At 63.6% G+C, this 16,929-nt stretch carries 16 protein-coding genes; 8 read left to right on the plus strand and 8 right to left on the minus strand.

The features are described from left to right. Together X265_RS23210 and X265_RS23215 are read left to right on the plus strand one after the other, a co-directional pair. The gene (locus tag X265_RS23210) at nt 1-1,032 is read left to right on the plus strand and encodes an HlyD family secretion protein (RefSeq protein WP_244659301.1); all 1,032 of its coding nucleotides are present in this window, start codon (nt 1-3) and stop codon (nt 1,030-1,032) included. After that, on the plus strand, nt 1,029-2,711 hold the full coding sequence (locus X265_RS23215; RefSeq protein WP_128966901.1) for an MFS transporter: 1,683 nt from the start codon (nt 1,029-1,031) through the stop codon (nt 2,709-2,711). Before X265_RS23210 ends, X265_RS23215 begins: the two co-directional genes overlap by 4 nt. A gap of 662 nt (nt 2,712-3,373) precedes the next feature. Here X265_RS23215 and X265_RS41470 read toward each other — a convergent pair. Continuing rightward, nucleotides 3,374-3,580 carry a hypothetical protein gene (locus X265_RS41470; RefSeq protein ID WP_244659300.1) on the minus strand — a complete coding sequence of 69 codons (207 nt, stop codon included), beginning with the start codon at nt 3,578-3,580 and terminating at the stop codon, nt 3,374-3,376. A gap of 46 nt (nt 3,581-3,626) precedes the next feature. Continuing rightward, nucleotides 3,627-4,067 (minus strand): MgtC/SapB family protein, encoded by a 441-nt coding sequence (locus X265_RS41475; RefSeq protein ID WP_244659299.1) that lies wholly within the window; start codon nt 4,065-4,067, stop codon nt 3,627-3,629. Between the two features lie 223 nt (nt 4,068-4,290). Between X265_RS41475 and X265_RS23225 the strand changes: the two genes are divergently transcribed. The 6 genes from X265_RS23225 (at nt 4,291) to X265_RS40690 (ending at nt 11,105) form a co-directional block, all read left to right on the plus strand. After that, on the plus strand, nt 4,291-5,115 hold the full coding sequence (locus X265_RS23225; RefSeq protein ID WP_128966902.1) for a metallophosphoesterase family protein: 825 nt from the start codon (nt 4,291-4,293) through the stop codon (nt 5,113-5,115). A gap of 6 nt (nt 5,116-5,121) precedes the next feature. Then, on the plus strand, nt 5,122-6,288 hold the full coding sequence (locus tag X265_RS23230) for an ABC transporter ATP-binding protein (RefSeq protein WP_128966903.1): 1,167 nt from the start codon (nt 5,122-5,124) through the stop codon (nt 6,286-6,288). Next, nucleotides 6,285-7,214, plus strand: a complete 930-nt coding sequence (locus X265_RS23235; RefSeq protein ID WP_128966904.1) for a carbohydrate ABC transporter permease — start codon at nt 6,285-6,287, stop codon at nt 7,212-7,214. Before X265_RS23230 ends, X265_RS23235 begins: the two co-directional genes overlap by 4 nt. After that, nucleotides 7,214-8,089, plus strand: a complete 876-nt coding sequence (locus tag X265_RS23240; RefSeq protein WP_128966905.1) for a carbohydrate ABC transporter permease — start codon at nt 7,214-7,216, stop codon at nt 8,087-8,089. The genes X265_RS23235 and X265_RS23240 overlap by 1 nt, the downstream gene beginning before the upstream one ends. Before the next feature lie 29 nt (nt 8,090-8,118). Next, nucleotides 8,119-9,423: an ABC transporter substrate-binding protein gene (locus X265_RS23245; RefSeq protein ID WP_128966906.1), complete on the plus strand. Its 1,305-nt coding sequence runs from the start codon at nt 8,119-8,121 to the stop codon at nt 9,421-9,423. 65 nt (nt 9,424-9,488) lie between these two features. Further along, complete coding sequence (locus X265_RS40690) at nt 9,489-11,105, plus strand: inositol monophosphatase family protein (protein WP_244659298.1); 1,617 nt, start codon at nt 9,489-9,491, stop codon at nt 11,103-11,105. A 7-nt stretch (nt 11,106-11,112) separates the two neighbouring features. On the opposite strand, the gene X265_RS23255 is transcribed toward X265_RS40690, so the two are convergent. The 6 genes from X265_RS23255 to X265_RS23280 all read right to left on the minus strand — a co-directional run bounded on the left by X265_RS23255 (nt 11,113) and on the right by X265_RS23280 (nt 16,928). Then, complete coding sequence (locus tag X265_RS23255; RefSeq protein ID WP_128966907.1) at nt 11,113-11,490, minus strand: NUDIX hydrolase; 378 nt, start codon at nt 11,488-11,490, stop codon at nt 11,113-11,115. A 4-nt stretch (nt 11,491-11,494) separates the two neighbouring features. Next, nucleotides 11,495-12,514 (minus strand): zinc-dependent alcohol dehydrogenase, encoded by a 1,020-nt coding sequence (locus X265_RS23260; RefSeq protein WP_128966908.1) that lies wholly within the window; start codon nt 12,512-12,514, stop codon nt 11,495-11,497. A 151-nt stretch (nt 12,515-12,665) separates the two neighbouring features. Continuing rightward, nucleotides 12,666-13,613, minus strand: a complete 948-nt coding sequence (locus X265_RS23265) for a sugar-binding transcriptional regulator (protein ID WP_208764256.1) — start codon at nt 13,611-13,613, stop codon at nt 12,666-12,668. Nucleotides 13,614-13,710: 97 nt separating this feature from the next. Continuing rightward, on the minus strand, nt 13,711-15,192 hold the full coding sequence (locus X265_RS23270; RefSeq protein ID WP_208764257.1) for an alkaline phosphatase D family protein: 1,482 nt from the start codon (nt 15,190-15,192) through the stop codon (nt 13,711-13,713). Between the two features lie 44 nt (nt 15,193-15,236). Next, nucleotides 15,237-15,998: a glycerophosphodiester phosphodiesterase family protein gene (locus tag X265_RS23275; protein WP_128966910.1), complete on the minus strand. Its 762-nt coding sequence runs from the start codon at nt 15,996-15,998 to the stop codon at nt 15,237-15,239. A 9-nt stretch (nt 15,999-16,007) separates the two neighbouring features. After that, on the minus strand, nt 16,008-16,928 hold the full coding sequence (locus X265_RS23280; RefSeq protein ID WP_128966911.1) for an ABC transporter permease subunit: 921 nt from the start codon (nt 16,926-16,928) through the stop codon (nt 16,008-16,010). Nucleotide 16,929 lies beyond the last annotated feature (1 nt).

Raw genomic sequence — 16,929 nt, forward strand, 5'->3', positions numbered from 1 at the left:
GTGGCGCATCCCAACAAGAAGAAGGTTATCGGCTTGTTGCTATGCCTCGGCTCCGTCGTGACCATGCTGGCCGGATGGACCTATGCCCATTCGGGCGAGACGTCGACGGACAACGCCTATATTCGTGGCGACGTCACCTCGCTCGCGCCGAAGGTTGCGGGCTACGTCACGGCAGTGGAGGTTCGGGACAACCAAGCCGTCCATAAGGGCGATGTCCTGTTCCGGATCGACGATCGGGATTACCGCACGCGGCTGGCGCAAGCCGAGGCCAATGTCGAGGCCGCGCAGGCCCGCCTCGCTAATGTCGATGCGGAGATCCCGCTTCAGGATGCGCTGATCCGGCAGGCCGAGGCGCAGAAGCGTTCGAGTATGGCCGAGATGGCTCTGGCCACCAAAGCCTCCGATCGGCGCCGCGAGCTGATCCGTACGAATGCGGTCAGCCAGGCCCAGGTTGACGAAAGCGATGCGGCGCTGTCGAAAGCTGAAGCAGCTGTCTCCGCAGCGGCCGCCACGGTGGAGGCGCAGAAGCAGCGCATCGCCGTCCTCGCCAGTCAGCGCGAGGCGGCGCTGGCCGCCGTGGCACAGGCGCGGGCCGCCCGCGACCTCGCCCAGATCGATCTCGACAATACCATTGTGCATGCGCCAGTCGACGGCGTAATCGGCAACCGCCAGGTCCGTGTGGGCCGCCTTGTCGCGCCGGGCACTTCCCTGCTCGACATCGTACCGGTCAGCGATGTGTGGGTCGTGGCGAACTTCAAGGAGACCCAGATCGAACGGATCCGGCCCGGCCAGCGCGTCCGCATCATCGTCGATAGCTATTCGGACCAGCCTCTACAAGGTGTCGTGGACAGCTTTGCGCCCGGCAGCGGCTCCGCCTTCAGCATGCTGCCGACAGACAACGCAACCGGAAACTTCGTTCGCGTCGTTCAGCGCGTGCCGGTGAAGATCCGCTTCGCAATCAATCCGTTGCCCGGCCGGCTCGTGCCCGGCCTGTCCGCGCGCGTCGACGTCGACCACGGGAGCGGCTCATGATCAAGGTCGCGTGCACCATACCAAGCCGCGGACGATCCGCCGCAGGACCCCTTCTCGTCACGGGCATTGTGATCGCCACCTTAACGGATGCCATCGCGAGCACCGTGCTGTCGCTCGGGCGTGGCTATATCATCGGCGACACCCACACCACTCCCGATGAGTTCGCCTGGCTCGATATCGGATACACAGCGCTGAAGCTGATTGGCTTCATAGCCACTCCCTGGCTGATGCAGCGTGTCGATGCGTGCCGCCTCGTCATCTGTTCAACCCTGGTCATGGGCGGGGCGTGCGGCATCACCGCCACTAGCGCCGGGCTGGACCTGCTGATCGCGCTGCGCATGGTGCAGGGCTTCTCTGGCGCCCTCCTGCTTGTCGCAGGCCAGGCGATCATTTTCCGCGCCTATCCGCGATCCCAGCAGGCAATCCTTCAGGCGTTGTTTGCGATGGGATCGGTCGTGGCACCCGCGACCGCCGCTCCGGCACTGCAGGGCTGGTTGATCGACAATCGGTCCTGGACATGGATTTTCTTCAGCGTCGTTCCGCTGGCGCTGGCGGCTGCCGGCCTGCTCCTGATCGCCGGCAACCCGCGGTCCGGTACGCTCGTCCGCCGTCCGCTTGACTGGATCGGCCTCTCATTGATCTCGATCGCACTCTTCAGTCTGACCTATGTTCTCAATCAGGGCAGTCGCTGGAACTGGTTCGAGGCGCCCGGAATCCTCTGGCTCACAGTGACCGGAGCGGCCGCGTTTCTGGCATTTCTCGGCCAGCGATTAATGGCTGGAGGTCGCGGCCTGATCGACTTCACCCCATTTCAATCGGAAGACTTTTCCTTCGCGTTCATTGTCAGTTTTGTTGCGGGCGCCGCATTGTTCGGCAGCGCGTTCCTGATTCCCTCTTTTGCCGTCTCAGTGCTGGCATTCAGGCCCACCGACGCCGGCCTCTTGTTGTTGCCAAGCGGTGCGTTCTTCGTTGGCACGCTCCTCGTCGCCGTCTTCCTGATGCAGGTTCGCCGCGTTCCGCCGGTCGCCACGGTGCCCCTTGGTATTCTGACGATCATGGTGGCGATGTGGATGTTGTCTGGCTCGGCCAGCGAAAGCGGCGCGCACGACATGATGGCTGCCGTCCTCTTGCGCGGGCTCGGACTAGGCTTCCTGTTTCTATCGATCACCCTGATTGCTTTCAGCAACCTCAACCAAGGCAACCGCGCCTCCGGCATAGGCCTCTTCAATACTGGTCGACAGCTTGGCGGCCTCATCGGCGTGGCCGTCCTCCAGACCTTGATCGAGCACAACGTCGCTGGCAACGTCACCGTGCTGGGGGCCAGTCTGACTGCCGGAGTTCCTGCAGTCAGCGAGCGGCTAAGGATGACGGCAGCATTGCTCGCCGCTGAAGGAATGGACGCACTGGCCAGCCGGGCTTCGACGTTGCTGCTGGACCGCGCGGTCATTCGTCAGTCCACCGTGATCGCCTTCGACACGGCCTTCAACGCAGTCGCCTTGCTTTTTGTCATCGCGGCGCCGGTTCTGGTTGGCGTCAAGATTGGCCTTTCGCTATACTCGAAGCTGCGCACTGTACCCCGGACGGACCCGCCTAGCATTGCCGGCCCTGTTAGTTTGCCGCCTCGCCTGGCTAATTCTCCGCATACCCCTGACTGGCGACGGTCCTGCTTGCAAGACTGAAACCCGCCAGGCGAAGAAGCAGCCAATCTTCTGCGCTTTGGGTTCGGTCGATCAGGAGCAGTCAACACGTTCCGTGAACGCGTCATCGACGTCCAAAGGAGGACGGGCGCAATCTCCGGACTTGTCCTGCTCGTTCCAGCAGCTTTGGCCATGCAGGTGGAAGTTAGCGCTGGTGAGCTTGCAACGCTCGTATGGGTCTACTCGCAATTCGATCTGATCCACGCTGTGGTTCTATTTGCGCGACGGCAAAGCGGACAAAGGCGGCAGCATCAGAGCCGTTTTCTACGTCTCAGGAGCGCTGGAGACTATTGTTCTTATTGCCACGACGACCGTTGCAACCATCCGTTGACATATCAGGCAATGGGGCTGCTGGCGAGCGCGACAAAACGGGCTTCTTGCCTTTTGCCAGCCTCGCGTCAGTGTAAATGTCAGCTTTTGCGCCAAGAGCTGCCTCCATCGACTCAAACTTTTGCGAACAAACTGCCTCTTCTGCGCTTTCGCCGGCATCCAGCCGATAGCGTCAGCGGCCGCTCGGACACGCCCTTGATGGGCCAATTTACAGCTACTATTTCGGCCTGCGGGGCTCGAGACGTGCTCGCCTTTCGTCCCGCTCGGCCGCTGTCGCAAGAACCTAGCAATGGACACAGACCACGGTACGTGGCCTAGTCGCCAGTCGGGGTAATGCGAAACTCGATAACCTCTGGCAAACCGCGCAGATGTTTAGCAAGTCTTTCTGCATTAAGCCGGTCGCGGCTCTTGATCGTCATGCGGTATTCAAACTGCCGCCCGCGTTCGCTTAACCGGGACGACAGGTTGGCGATGGTAAACCCGTGAGCGCCGATCATCTTGTGGACTTCGTCTTCACCCATGACCCGATCTCGGGCAAACCGAAGCATATGATGGGCGTAAAACTCGCTAGGCAACCGAGCCTCGATATACCTGAACAAAGGCGAGCACAATCAGAGTCGCGAGAGCACCGACAACGGCAGCAAACCAGAACCCTATTCCGACCAGAACACCGATGGCCGCGGTAACCCAAATGGACGCCGCCGTTGTCAGTCCGCGCACGGTCAGGCCCTCCTTAAAGATGACTCCCGCGCCCAGAAACCCAATGCCGGTCATGATCCCCTGCGCCATGCGCGTCGGGTCGGTTCGGATCGCATCATGTTCAAGCAACGTCATCCACTGGTGCTGATAGACGGTTACGATCATCAGAATCGCTGATGCGACGCACACCAGAGAATGGGTTCTAAACCCTGCCGGTCGACCGTGAAACGTACGCTCGAATCCAATCATCGCGCCTATGACGAGGGCACCCGTCACTCTGACGACGATCACAAATTCATCGTGCCCCATGGCTCACGCCCCGTAAAATTACATTTGTCACACGTGATGATCATATGTATAGTCCACTAATTCAAGCTGCTAAATAGGGTGCGTCAAAAGAGGATAACGTCCGAACCTCAAATCGCGTGTTACAAAATCGTTCAACGCGCAGAGACAAGGCGCGAAGTCAATCCAGCGATAGACCGCGGGCGCGACGGATCTACAGCGGGAGGAGGTATCCAGCAGAGGCGTCATGGTCCGAATCATTCAGATTTCCGATACGCATCTCAGCCCGAGCAAGCAGCACTTCGATGCAAACTGGACGCCGCTTGCGCGATGGATCGCGCATCATAAACCAGATCTCGTCATACATACCGGCGATGTAACGGTCGACGCCGCCGATCAGGAAGCCGACGCAGCCTATTGCGCAACTCAACTGGCGTCGCTCGGCGTCCCGTTCGTGGCGGTTCCGGGAAATCATGACGTCGGCGAGGTGGGCAATCTGCATCAGCCGGTGAATGAGGAGCGGCTCGATCGCTTTCGTCGACATTTCGGCGACGACTGCTGGCTACGCGATCTGGACGGGTGGCGCCTGATTGGGCTCAATTCGATGATCTTCGGCGGCGGCCCCGAGGAGGCGCGGCAAACCGAATGGCTCAAAGCCGCGATGGCCGATGCTGCTGGGCGTCGCCTTGCCTGGTTCACGCATCGGCCACTGTTCATCGAATCACCGACCGAGGGCGACACCGGTTACTGGTCGGTCAAACCGGAGCCACGCCGCGCCCTGCTCGAATTGCTGCATCGCTACCGGGTCGAGATCGTAGCCAGCGGTCATCTGCATCGCTGGCACGAGATCCGGCTAAACGGAACGCACTACGTCTGGGGGCCGGCGGCCGGCTTTCTGGTCGGTGAGAAACTGGCGCCGCCAATGGGCGGCGCCGCCCGGCTCGGCGCAGTGGTCTACGACATCGAGGGCGAGAACATCGAGGTGAGCATTCGTCCGGTGCCTGGCCTTACCGATTACTGGATCGACGACGTCGTTCATGAAGTTTATCCGCCCCGAAAAGCTGAGGACTAATCCGCGATGGCCGGCCTCACATTGCGCGGCATCCATAAGACTTTCGGCGACACGACTGTCCTCAACGACATCGATCTAGACATTGCGGACGGCGAATTTCTGACGCTAGTTGGTCCCTCCGGATGCGGCAAGTCGACGCTCCTGCGCATCATCGCCGGCCTCGAATCGCAGGACGGCGGCTCGGTGTCGATCGGCGAGACCTCAGTCGATCATCTGCGGCCTCATGAGCGCAGAATCGCCATGGTGTTCCAGAATTACGCGCTCTATCCCCACATGTCAGTGTTCGACAACATCGCGCTGCCGCTCACCATGACGCGCCTCAACCTGTTCGAGCGCCTGCCGATCATGCGTCATTTGTCTCCCCGCCGCCGGCGCGTCATGGGCGAAATTGCGCGCGAGGTGCAGGCCGTCGCCGAGCAGCTTCGCATCGAAACCTTCTTTCATCGCAGGCCTGGGCAGCTCTCGGGCGGGCAACGACAGCGCGTTGCGCTCGGCCGCGCAATGGTGCGTCACCCGCAAGCCTTCCTGATGGACGAGCCATTGTCGAACCTCGATGCCAAGCTGCGTGTGCACATGCGCGGCGAGCTGACCGAGCTCCATGCACGGCTGGGCGCGACGATGATCTACGTCACCCACGACCAAGTCGAGGCGATGACGATGTCCGATCGCCTGGCCGTGATGGATCACGGCGACATCCTCCAGCTCGGCACGCCCGCCGAAGTCTATGAGCGTCCCGCCACGACCGCGGTCGCCCAGTTCATCGGCAGTCCGGCGATCAATCTGCTCCCGGCCCGCGCCGGCCCCGGTGGCCAGGTCGAGCTTCTCGGCCGCACGCTGCCGATCGACGTTCGGAACGCTCCTGCCCCGGAATTGATGGTTGGCGTGCGCCCGGAGGCGATGCGGATCGGAGGCGGACCGTGCACGATCACCTGCCGGTTCCGCCGCCGCGAGAATCTCGGCTCGGAGAGCATTCTTCATTTCGACCTCACGGCCTCACCCGAGGTCGCAGTGCTCTGCCGGATCGACAACGACGTGCCAATCCCCGAGGGCGAGGTCACGCTCTCCTTCGAGCCGCGGGACTGTCACGTCTTCGACAACAACGGCCGACGCATCGAGGCTGACAGCCGCGCCGCGGCTGGCCGCGACTTGCGCCGCGCGAGCGAGGTCCGATGACCACCGCCGCGGTCGAGATCGCCCCGCTCGGCGCCGCGCCGCCGGCCAGCCGCCAACGCTGGATCGAGCGGTTCGCGGGGCTGGGCTTTGCCGCGCCGGCCTTCATCCTGCTGGTGCTGACAAATCTGGCGCCTCTTGCCGCCCTCGCATTCCTGAGCTTCACCAATTACGAGCTGGGCGCGCTCGACTTCTCGTTGGTCGGCCTCAAGAACTTCAACTCGGCGCTCCAGGATCCCGTGATCCGGCGTTCGGTGACCAACACCCTGCTCTATGTCGCGATCGTGGTGCCCGGCGGCGTCCTGATCTCGCTGCTGGTCGCAATCCTGATCCATCAGCGCAAGCGTACGCGCAGCCTCTATGAGGTCATCTACTTCCTCCCGGTCACCTCGACGCTCATCGCAATGGCCACGATGTGGCAGTTCTTGCTGCATCCGACCCTCGGGCTCGTCAATCAGGTCCTCAAGAGCCTGGGTTTAGGGCCGACGGCATTCCTGAGCGAGCCCGGCCTCGTCATCCCGACCCTCGCCGCGATCGGCATCTGGCAGCTCATCGGTTTCAACATGGTGCTATTCCTCGCCGGGCTCTCGGCGATCCCCAGGGATCTCTACGAGGCGCTCGACATCGACGGCGCGAGCCATCCCGTCGACCGCTTCCTCAAAGTGACGTGGCCGATGCTCGGTCCGACCACGATGTTCGTGACGGTGACGACCTTCATCACGGCCTTCAAGATCTTCGACACGGTCGCGGTGATGACCCGTGGCGGCCCCGGAGGTTCATCCGAGGTGCTGCTGTATGCGATCTATCTCGAAGGGTTTCAGTATTTTCACATGAGCTATGCGGCGACCCTCACGCTGGTCTTCCTGGCGTTCACGCTGGTGTTCTCCGTGCTGCAGACCTTCGTCCTCGACCGCCGGGTGCACTACTGATGCATCAGCCAGCCACGATCCTCCGCCCTTCCGCTCCGGTCGCGATCCGGATACGCCGCCTCGTCTCGCTCGCACTCGTGCACGCGGTGCTGATCGGCGGCGCCGTCTTCATGCTGCTGCCCTTTGTCTTCATGCTGACGAGCGCGATCAAGCCGCCAGGCGAGATCTTCGAGGCGACGTTTCGGCTCTGGCCGCGTCAGTTCTATGGATGGCAGAACTTCGATTCCGCCCTGAGCACCGCGCCGTTGCTGCGCTTCCTGCTCAACGGACTGATCGTCTGCGGCGGAATTCTCATCGTCCAGCTGCTGGTCGCAATTCCCTGCGCCTACGCGCTCGCCAAGCTGAAATTTCCGGGACGCCCGGTCCTCTTCTCGCTGGTCCTGCTCGGGCTCTGCATTCCGGTCCAGGCGCCCTCGCTCCCGCTCTACATCGCGTTCGCCGAGCTCGGCATTCTCAACACCTACCTCTCGATGATGATGCCGTTCTTCCTGTCGGTCTTCGCGATCTTCCTGTTCCGGCAGTTCTTCAAATCCTATCCGGACGAGATCATCCAAGCGGCGCGGCTCGATGGCGTCGGCGAATTCGAAATCGTCTGGCGCATCGTCGTGCCGAGCGCCTGGCCCGCCATTGCGGCGTTCTCGATCTTCTCGGTCGTGGCGCACTGGAACGACCTCTATTGGCCGCTCATCGTCGTCTCCGACACCAAGCTCGCAACACCACCGCTCGGCATGATGTATTTCGCCGATTCCGAGCTGGGCTCGAATTACGGCGCGCTGGCCGCCGGTGCCACCATCATCACCGCGCCGCTGGTGATCGCGTTCCTGATCGCGCGGCGGCATTTCATCGCCGGCATCACGATGACCGGAATCAAGTGACGTCAACCACTGCCAGGGGAGACACTGTCATGCTGCATCGCCGAGACCTCCTGAAGAGCGCCGCCGCCGTCGGGAGCACCGCGGTTTCAAGCCCGTTTCTGGCGCGCTCCGCACAGGCGCACGAAGTGACGCTGGACGTCCTCTATGCCTTCCCCGCCTTCGCGAAATTCCACGAGCCGATCGCCCAGGAATTCATGAAGCAGCGATCGGGCATCAAGGTCCAGTTCCGGGCCCCGGCGGCGAGCTATGACGAAGGTCATCAAACAATGCTGCGGCAGGCCGTCACCAACCAGCTCCCCGACGTCTATTATTCGGGTTACCATCTGCTCGCGGAGCTCGTGCGCACACTGGTGAAACGCAACCAGATCACGGAAGTCGCGCCCTTGCTGCAGAAGGAGGATGCCGCCTGGCGCAAGGCCAACTACTCCGACGGAATCCTGGCGCTCGGCGCGGTCGACGGCAATATCTACGGTCTCGCGTTCAATGCATCCCTGCCGGTCATCTATTTCAACACGCAGCTCGTGAAAGCGGCCGGCGGCGATCCCGACAAGATGCCCGACAATTGGCCCGGCATGATCGACCTGGCGGCCAACATCAAGGCCAAGGGCACCGATGTCGCCGGCATCGCCTACAACATCCATGATTGGCCGGACGACTGGCTGTTCCGCTCCCTGATCCTGCAGGGCGGCGGCCAGATGCTCGACGCATCGGAAACCGCTGCCGGTTTCGGCAACGAGACCGGGCTCAAGGCGCTCAGCCATTGCCGCAGATTCGTCGCTGACGCCAAGATGCCATTGATCGATTGGGATTCCTCGCGCCAGCAGTTCATCGCCGGGAAGATCGGCATCTTCGCGGACACGCCGGCCCGGCTGCGCCAGGTCACCGACCTGATCGGCGACAAGTTCACATTGCGAACCTGCACGTTCCCGATCGACGACAAGCAGAAGGGCGGACTGCCGACCGGCGGCAACGCGGCGATCATCACGGCAAGGGACGCCGCAAAGCAGCAGGCCGCCTGGGAGTTCCTGAAGTTCGTGAGCGGACCTGAAGCGCAGAAGATCGTGGTCGAGACCACGGGCTACATGCCGACCAATCTGCGCGCCTCGGGGCCCGAATTCCTGGCCCCGTTCTACGAAAAGAACCCGAACTTCCGCACCGTTTCGCAGCAGATCGAGCGCGCGAAGCCTTGGCAGGGTTACCCCGGCGGGCAGTCCGTGAAGATATGGCGCACCCAGCGCGAGACTGTCCACGCCGTGATGCGCGGCGAGACCACCCCCGAGGCCGGGCTCGATCGCATGGTCAGGGAAAGCAACGCCTTGATGAAGAGCTCTTAAGTACTGGATCATCGATTGCCGCAACGGCCACGTGCCGGCCGCAACGCTTCAGGAGACGGAATTACGTGTTCATCATTGCCCAGCTGAGCGATCTCCATGTGCGATCGCGCGGCAAGCTCGCTTACGGCCACGTCGATACCAACGCGATGTTTCACGACGCCATCGACGCGGTTGTGATGCTGGACCCGCGGCCTGATTGTGTCGTAGTCAGCGGCGACCTTACGGATAGCGGGCTCGCGGAGGAATACGGGATCGTCGACGCCGGCCTCGCCAGGCTGCCGATGCCTGTGTTCGTCATTCCCGGCAACCACGATAACCGCGAACAGCTCGTCCGCTCGCTCCGGCCACGCCACCATTATCTGCCGCCCGATGGCTTCATCAACTTCGTCGTGGACGATTTCCCGCTGCGGCTGATGTTCCTCGACAGCGTCGAAGCAGGACAAGGCCACGGGACCTTCTGCGCGACGCGACAGCAATGGTTGCGCGACGCACTGGCGGCCGGGGGCGGCAAGCCGACGCTCGTGATCATTCATCACCCACCGTTCCTGGTCGGAGCCGACGGGATGGACGAGCTGCGCCTCATCGGGGCCGATCCGCTCGACGCAATTATCAAGGACCATCCCGAAATCGAACGCGTGCTGTGCGGCCACTACCATCGCTCGATCACGACGCGCTATGCGGGCACGGTGGGCTATGTCGCCCCCGGCACGGCACATCAAGTGGCGCTCGACCTGCGACCCGGGCGCGCCAACCGCTTCATCATGGAGCCGCCCGGATTTGCCTTGCATTGCTGGCAGCCGGACATGGGCGTCAGCAGCCACGTGGTCCCGATCGGAAACTACGGGTGCTCGCTCGAATTCGTATCCGATCGCCAGCCCAGGACGGATCGAGATGACGGCCTTTCGACCCTGCTGGCCCGCGCGGACACGGTCGTCGACGAGGCCGCAGCCAAGCTGGTCGCGATGCAATTCTCGCCCCTGCACACCGAGCGCAAGGAAGGGCTCGACATCGTCACCGAGGCGGACCTCGCCTCCGAGGCGATCGTCGTCGCCGGCCTGAAGCGCCTGACGCCGGATGCCGGCATCCTGGCCGAGGAGAGCGGCGCAAGCCCGGGAGATCACGCCGCGCGCTGGATCATCGATCCGCTCGACGGGACGATCAACTACGCGCGCGGGCTGCCGTGGTTTTCCGTCACGGTCGCCTACGAGGTCGGCGGCGAGACCAAACTTGGCCTGATCGACGCGCCGAAGATTGGATTGAAGGCGCGCTACCTCGCCGGGGAAGGCGCGACGATCGACGGCGTGCCGGCCCGCGTCTCCTCGACGCGTTCGCTGTCGGATGCGGTCATCTCCGTGATCCTGACCTCGCATTTCACGCCCGAGGAAGTCCGGCGGACGGCGCGTGTCATCGAACTGCTCGGCGAGGTGGTGCGCGGCGTGCGTATCGTCGTTTCGGGCGCCCTTGAGACGGCGATGGTGGCCTCGGGCCGCCTCGACGGCTTTGTCTCGCTGAAGGCCGACATCGTCTCGCACGCGGCCGCGATGCCAATGGTGTGGGCCGGCGGCGGCAAGGTCACGACGCTGACTGGACGGCCGTGCCGCAACGAAGATCTCGACAAGATCACCTCCAACGGATTGATCCACGACGAGTTGCTGGCGCTTCTGCGCCAGGCGCTGCAATGACGGAACGCTATCGCGGAAACAGCTTGTCGCGGATGTAGCGAGAGGTCGGGGTCAATCTGGCGCCGCGCGGCTTCCGCCAAACCGCGCGGTCGATCTCCTTCTTGTCGCCGACCTTCAGGCGCCCCGACACCTTCTTGGCCAGGAAGATCGCATCACTCATCCGCCGGCCGGTTCCGCCCTTCTTCGCCTTCACTTCCTTCCAGAGCTTCAACGGCCCGAGCTTCAGCTTGGGCAACTCCTCCTTGATCTCGCGTCGAAGGCAGCGCCTGTCGCTCTCGCCTGCCCGCCGTCTTCCCCCCGGAAACATCCAGAGCCCGTCGCGCCTGCGCCTCACCATCAGGACGCGGCCCTTTCTCGCGACGACGAGTTTGGATGATTTCGCCATGGCCTTACGGGCAGATGATCGCCTTGATGATTCCGTCGCGCCGCGCGACCTGCTGCTCGAACGCGGCAGGCGTCTGGTCGAGCGAGAAGCTATGGGTCGCCAGCGGCGCGAGCTTGACCTGCCCAGACTGCGCGAGGGCGATGGCGCGCGGATAGACCTCAGGCATGCGGCGTGAAAACTTGATCGACAACCCCTTCCGGCGCGACTCCGCGCCGCTGAGGACATACTGGTTGTTCTCGGGAATGCCGACCAGAACGACCCGGCCGCCGATGCGCGCACAGCGTGCGGCATGCTCGAAGCCGTGCGAGGAGTCGGTCGCTTCGATGACGAGATCGACGCCGCGGCCTTCGGTGGCTTCACCGACCTCGGCGAAGCTGCGGCAGGCAACATCCGCACCGAGGTCGCACGCCAGTGCCGTGCGCTGCTCGACGGGGTCGATCGCGATGATCTTGCCGCTACCCGCGAGCCGCGCCAGCTGCACCAGCAGCAGTCCCACCGGCCCGCAGCCGAGCACCGCCACGGTCTCCTGAAGCCGCGGTCGCGCCAGATCCATGGCATGGATCGCGACACCGAGCGTCTCCAGGATCGCCGCGCCGGCGGGATCGATGCTGTCAGGCACCATATGCACGGCGGATTTCGGCACGCAGACGAATTCGGCCATTGCCCCGTTGTGAGGCGCGTAGCCCAGAAATTTTACATTTGGGCAGAGATTGGTGTGACCGCGGTGGCACCATTCGCAATGGCCGCAGGGAATGGACGGATCGACCGCCACCAGCGCCTCGGCCGAGAACCCCGCCTTGCGGGCCGAGTCCGGCGTCAGGACGCCGGAGAATTCATGTCCCAGGACGAACGGCCTGACTTGCGTCGGGCCCGTCGTTCCGCCCTCAAGATAGGAGTGCAGGTCGCTGCCGCAGACACCGACCGCCTTGACGCGAATGATGAGCTCGTCATCCGCGAGCGGCCTCGGCTCGGGAATATCGAGGACGCGGATATCACGAATGTCCTGGAGCACCGCAGCGCGCATGTCGAAGCATTCCCTCTGAGTAATTGTCTCCGTTATATTACATATGTAATCATCAGGTGACAAATGCTTTCCACTGGCTCACGGCGCACGTGCGTGGCCATCGCGCTCCCGGTACCGAAGGCGCGCTCCCCTCTACGCTACGGAAATGCCGCTATTTCTGCTTGTCGAACAGCTTCAGCGCGGCGACGGCGGTGTTCTCGTCCGTCACCAGCACCTTGCCGATCCGGCCGCGCAACACCGCCGCGATGATCGGGGCCTTGTTCAGCCCCCCGGCGATCAGCATCGAGGTCGGCACGCGCGCCAGCTTTTCCAGCGGCATCGCAATGGCGCGACTGTTGATGCCGTGATCGATGGGCCGGCCGGCCTTGTCGAGGAATTGCGCCAGCACGTCGCCGACGGCGCCCGCCGCCCGCAGCTGCTCGGCACGCACGTCCGGCGGCAGTCCATGCCGCATCAAGAGCGAGCGCGGCGTCAAATCTCCCATGCTGAGCAGCGCCAGATCGATCTTCTCGACGCTGTTCAGCACCTCCTGATAGACCTCCTGGGCCAGGAAGGTGTCGCGGGAGCGGCGGCTGCTGACGAAAATCGGCGCCGCCAGATAGCTGCACTGGGCGTGCAGCCGGTGCGCGAGCTCGCCAGCGATTTCGAAGGTGTTGAGCTCCAGCCCGCGCGACAGGCCGCCCATCATCGAGACGATCGAGAGATCAGGATAGTCCGCCGGCGTGACGTAACGGATAGTCTCGCGCAAGGTCGCCCCCCAGCCGATCCCGATGATGCGCGGGCGCTTCTGCTCGAGGAATTTGGACAAATAGGCTCCCGCCGCCATCCCGATCAGGCTGCCGGTCTGCTCGGGATTCTCCGGGCTCGGAATGACGACGACATCCTCGAGGCCGCATTCGCGGCGCAGGCGGTGCTCCAGTTCCGTGCAACTCGCAAAGGCGGAGTTGAGGCGGATATTGACGATGCCGGTCTGCCGGGCATCCGAAAGCATGCGGTTGACGCGGGCGCGGGTCAGCCCCAGCCGCTCGCCGATCTCGGCCTGGGTCAGATTCTCCATGTAGTAGAGCCAGGCGACCCGCAGGATGGTTTGATCAGTCACGGCGCAGTCCCCAGCAGCGGCCTCGAAACAAGGTCGGACGTCGGAGCATTTGAGGCGATCTTTCGTTGGCCGTCAAATCGGCGCCCTGCGGAGATCGTCATGCGGCCTTCGCGCCCGGCACGCCGTCCTCGACTACGAAGCTCGTCAGCCGCTGCACGGCGCTGCCGGCGTCCTTGACGTGGTCGAGGGCCTCGAATCCCACGGTGCAATGCCGGGCGTCGAGCTCGACCGTCGCATAGCCGCGCTTGTCGCCACGCGCATAGATGAGGTGCGGATTCTCCGCCAGCGCCTTGCGGACTCCGGCTTCGCTCGGCCCGTCCGAGGTGATCGAGGTGCCGACGAACTCGGTCGCAATGGTCGGCCCGTCCGGCCGGGCGAAGTCCTGCTTCAGATCGGCGGTGAAGAAGGCGTGGCGGTCGCCGCCGATCACGATCGGATTGCGCCGTCGCTGCGCCACGAGCGAATCAAGTAGCCGGCGGCGGGCATTGGGATAGCCGTCCCAGCCGTCCATCCAGAAACGCGCGCCGTCATCCCCTTCCCGCTTGTCCTGTGCCATCAAGGTCTGCTGCGCGACGATGGTCCATCGGCCGCGGCAGTCGCGCAGGCGCGCATCGAGCCATCGTTCCTGTTCGCGGCCCAGCATCGTTCGCGCTTCGTCCGTCCGGTCCGCGCAGTCCGTCACCCAAGTCGGCCGTCCGCCTCCGACACAGGCCGACGCCGAGCGATATTGCCGGTCGTCGAGCAGCAGCACGTCGAGCATCTCGCCGAAACGATAGTGCTCGTAGATCGTGGCCTCGGCCCCCCGTGGCTGCGCCGAGGGCGGCAACGGCATGTGCTCGTAATAGGCCTGATAGGCTGCCGCACGGATCTTCAGGAACTGAGCGGCATCGCCCACCGTGTAGGAACGATCATTGGCATAATCGTCCATCACCTCGTGGTCGTCCCAGACCGACAGCCAGGGAAAGGCGGCGTGCGCCGCCTGCAGATCGCGATCGCCCTTGTAGAGCGCGTAGCGGTTGCGGAATTCATCGAGTGTCGTCGGAATTCCGACGACGTGCTGGCGGACGTGGCGCGATCCCCAGGACTTCTCATAGATGTAGTCACCGAGATGCACGACGAGGTCGAGATCGCGCGCGGCCATGTCGCGATAGGCTGCAAAATAGCCCTGCTCGTATTGCTGGCACGATGCGAAAGCAAAGCGGAAAGGCCGTTCCGACCCCGCCGGCGCGGTGCGCGTTCGTCCGACCGGGCTGAACGCCGGACCGGCGCGGAAGCGGTACCAATAGACGCGATCCGGCAGCAAGCCCGTCGCCTCGGCATGCACCGAATGCGCAAGCTCGGCGCTCGTCCGCACGATGCCGTGGGAGGCGATGCGCGCGAACGCCTCATCCTCCGCGACCTGCCATTCGACCTCGACCGGTGCATCCCTCATGCCGCCGCCGTCGAGCGGTTGCGGCGCAAGGCGGGTCCACAGGATGACGCGATCCTGCCGCGGGCATCCGGAGGCAATCCCGAGCGTGAATGGATCTGCGCTGAATGAGACCGGCGCTCCCCGCACAAACCCGGCGGGCGCGGCCAAGGCGGCGCTCGCCAGCGATCCTACGAGAAAGCGACGGCGCGGAATCATGGGCGGGCCGGCATCGTTTCGAGCTGGCGGCGAATGCTCACGGCGAGATCCGGCCGATCGGTCGTGATCTGCCGCACCGGCTGGGCAAGCCAGTAAGCGATATCTTCCGGCTCGTTGGTCACCCATGCACCGAGCCGCTCGGGGCCGAGCAGCCTGAGGGCGACCGGCAACGCGAGCCCCAGGAGCGATTTTTCGACCGCTACGATGCAGCCGGGAATGCCAGCCAATTGCGTCAGCGCTGGCTCTAGTCCGCCCATCATCTCTGCCGAACGACGGTCGAGCGAAACGAGCACCCGCGCCTCCGGCCACAGCCGCCGCACGGTCTCGATCACGCCGGGCACGAAGCAGGTGATGACGGCACGACGCTCCAGGCCCCGGCGCTTGATCTGCTCGATCAGCCGCGCCTCGAGTCCTGAATAGGCACTTCCAAGCGCATCCGTCTTGATCTCGATGTGGAGCTCGAGCGTGGTTTCGCTGAACACGTCGAGCACCTCGTCCAGGGTCGGAATGAACTCATCGCCGGCATCGCGAAGACGCGTTGCCGTCAATTGTCGCAGGCTGCGCTCGCCGACCGGCCCGCTCTCGAATGTGGTGCGGTCGAGCAGCGGATCGTGGATCACGACCACACCGCCGTCCGCGCTCTGATGGACGTCGAACTCGACCGCATCGACGCCCTGCTTGCACAGGTTGCGGAAACCCGTCAGGCTGTTCTCCGGCCAGAGATTGCGTCCGCCGCGATGCCCGGCGATAAAAACCATGATCAGTCCCTATTTGCTGCTGTCGACGAGACCCTTGATGAACCAGCGCTGCAACAATAGGACGACCAGCACCGGCGGCAACATCGTGAGGAGCGCACCACTCATGGCGATGTTCCAGGCCGGCTCGCTGTCGGAACGCGGGATCAGGCCCTTCAACGCAATGACCGCCGTTGCCATGTCCTTGTCGGTCGTGAACAGCAACGGCCAGAGATACTGATTCCAGCCGAACAGGAACAGGATGATGGCGAGCGCCACCATGTTCGGGACGGACAGCGGCAGCAGGATGCTCCAGAAGAAGTGCAGCGGCGAGGCGCCGTCGAGCCTCGCCGCCTCGCACAGCTCCTCCGGGATCGTCAGGAAGAACTGGCGGAAAAGGAAGGTGGCGGTGGCGGAGGCGATCAGCGGCAGGATCAACCCGGGATAGGTATTGACCATGTTCCATTCCAGCGCGATCGCGACCTCATGCCCGCTGATCCAGCGCCAGAGATCGGCGACATGCAGCTTGTCCAGGAGCCATTGCAGCGGCAGCGCCGCATTTGCCACGGCTTCGAAGGTTGGCACGATCCGGACCTCGATCGGCAGCATCAGCGACATGAAAATGAGCCAGAATGCCAGCATCCTGTAGCGAAACCGGAAGTAGGTGATGGCGAAGGCCGAGAGCAGCGATACCGCGATCTTGCCGGCAGTGATGCCGAGCGCCACGATGATCGAATTGGTGAAGGTGCGGCTGAAATTGCCCTTGCTCCAGGCCAGTTGCAGATTGTCGAAGAACTGGCCTCCCGGCAGCCATGGCAGCGGCACCTTCTGCACCTCGGCCACCGTGAGCGAGCCGGCCACGAACGCGAAATACAGCGGTATGCAGACCGTGAGCGCGCCCGCGATCAGGATCGCGTGACAGAGCACGTTGAGGACCGGTGAGCGTTCCACCATG

Source organism: Bradyrhizobium guangdongense, from assembly GCF_004114975.1.
GTDB lineage: Bacteria > Pseudomonadota > Alphaproteobacteria > Rhizobiales > Xanthobacteraceae > Bradyrhizobium > Bradyrhizobium guangdongense.

Bases quoted from the DNA above. Each gene is read 5' to 3' on its own strand.
- X265_RS41475 (WP_244659299.1), bottom strand. From the start codon at position 4,067: ATGGGGCACGATGAATTTGTGATCGTCGTCAGAGTGACGGGTGCCCTC.
- X265_RS23260 (WP_128966908.1), bottom strand. From the start codon at position 12,514: ATGCGCGCTGCGGTGCTCCAGGACATTCGTGATATCCGCGTCCTCGAT.
- X265_RS23225 (WP_128966902.1), top strand. From the start codon at position 4,291: ATGGTCCGAATCATTCAGATTTCCGATACGCATCTCAGCCCGAGCAAG.
- X265_RS23255 (WP_128966907.1), bottom strand. From the start codon at position 11,490: ATGGCGAAATCATCCAAACTCGTCGTCGCGAGAAAGGGCCGCGTCCTG.
- X265_RS23235 (WP_128966904.1), top strand. From the start codon at position 6,285: ATGACCACCGCCGCGGTCGAGATCGCCCCGCTCGGCGCCGCGCCGCCG.
- X265_RS23215 (WP_128966901.1), top strand. From the start codon at position 1,029: ATGATCAAGGTCGCGTGCACCATACCAAGCCGCGGACGATCCGCCGCA.
- X265_RS23280 (WP_128966911.1), bottom strand. From the start codon at position 16,928: ATGGTGGAACGCTCACCGGTCCTCAACGTGCTCTGTCACGCGATCCTG.
- X265_RS41470 (WP_244659300.1), bottom strand. From the start codon at position 3,580: ATGGGTGAAGACGAAGTCCACAAGATGATCGGCGCTCACGGGTTTACC.
- X265_RS23230 (WP_128966903.1), top strand. From the start codon at position 5,122: ATGGCCGGCCTCACATTGCGCGGCATCCATAAGACTTTCGGCGACACG.
- X265_RS23240 (WP_128966905.1), top strand. From the start codon at position 7,214: ATGCATCAGCCAGCCACGATCCTCCGCCCTTCCGCTCCGGTCGCGATC.
- X265_RS23245 (WP_128966906.1), top strand. From the start codon at position 8,119: ATGCTGCATCGCCGAGACCTCCTGAAGAGCGCCGCCGCCGTCGGGAGC.
- X265_RS23275 (WP_128966910.1), bottom strand. From the start codon at position 15,998: ATGGTTTTTATCGCCGGGCATCGCGGCGGACGCAATCTCTGGCCGGAG.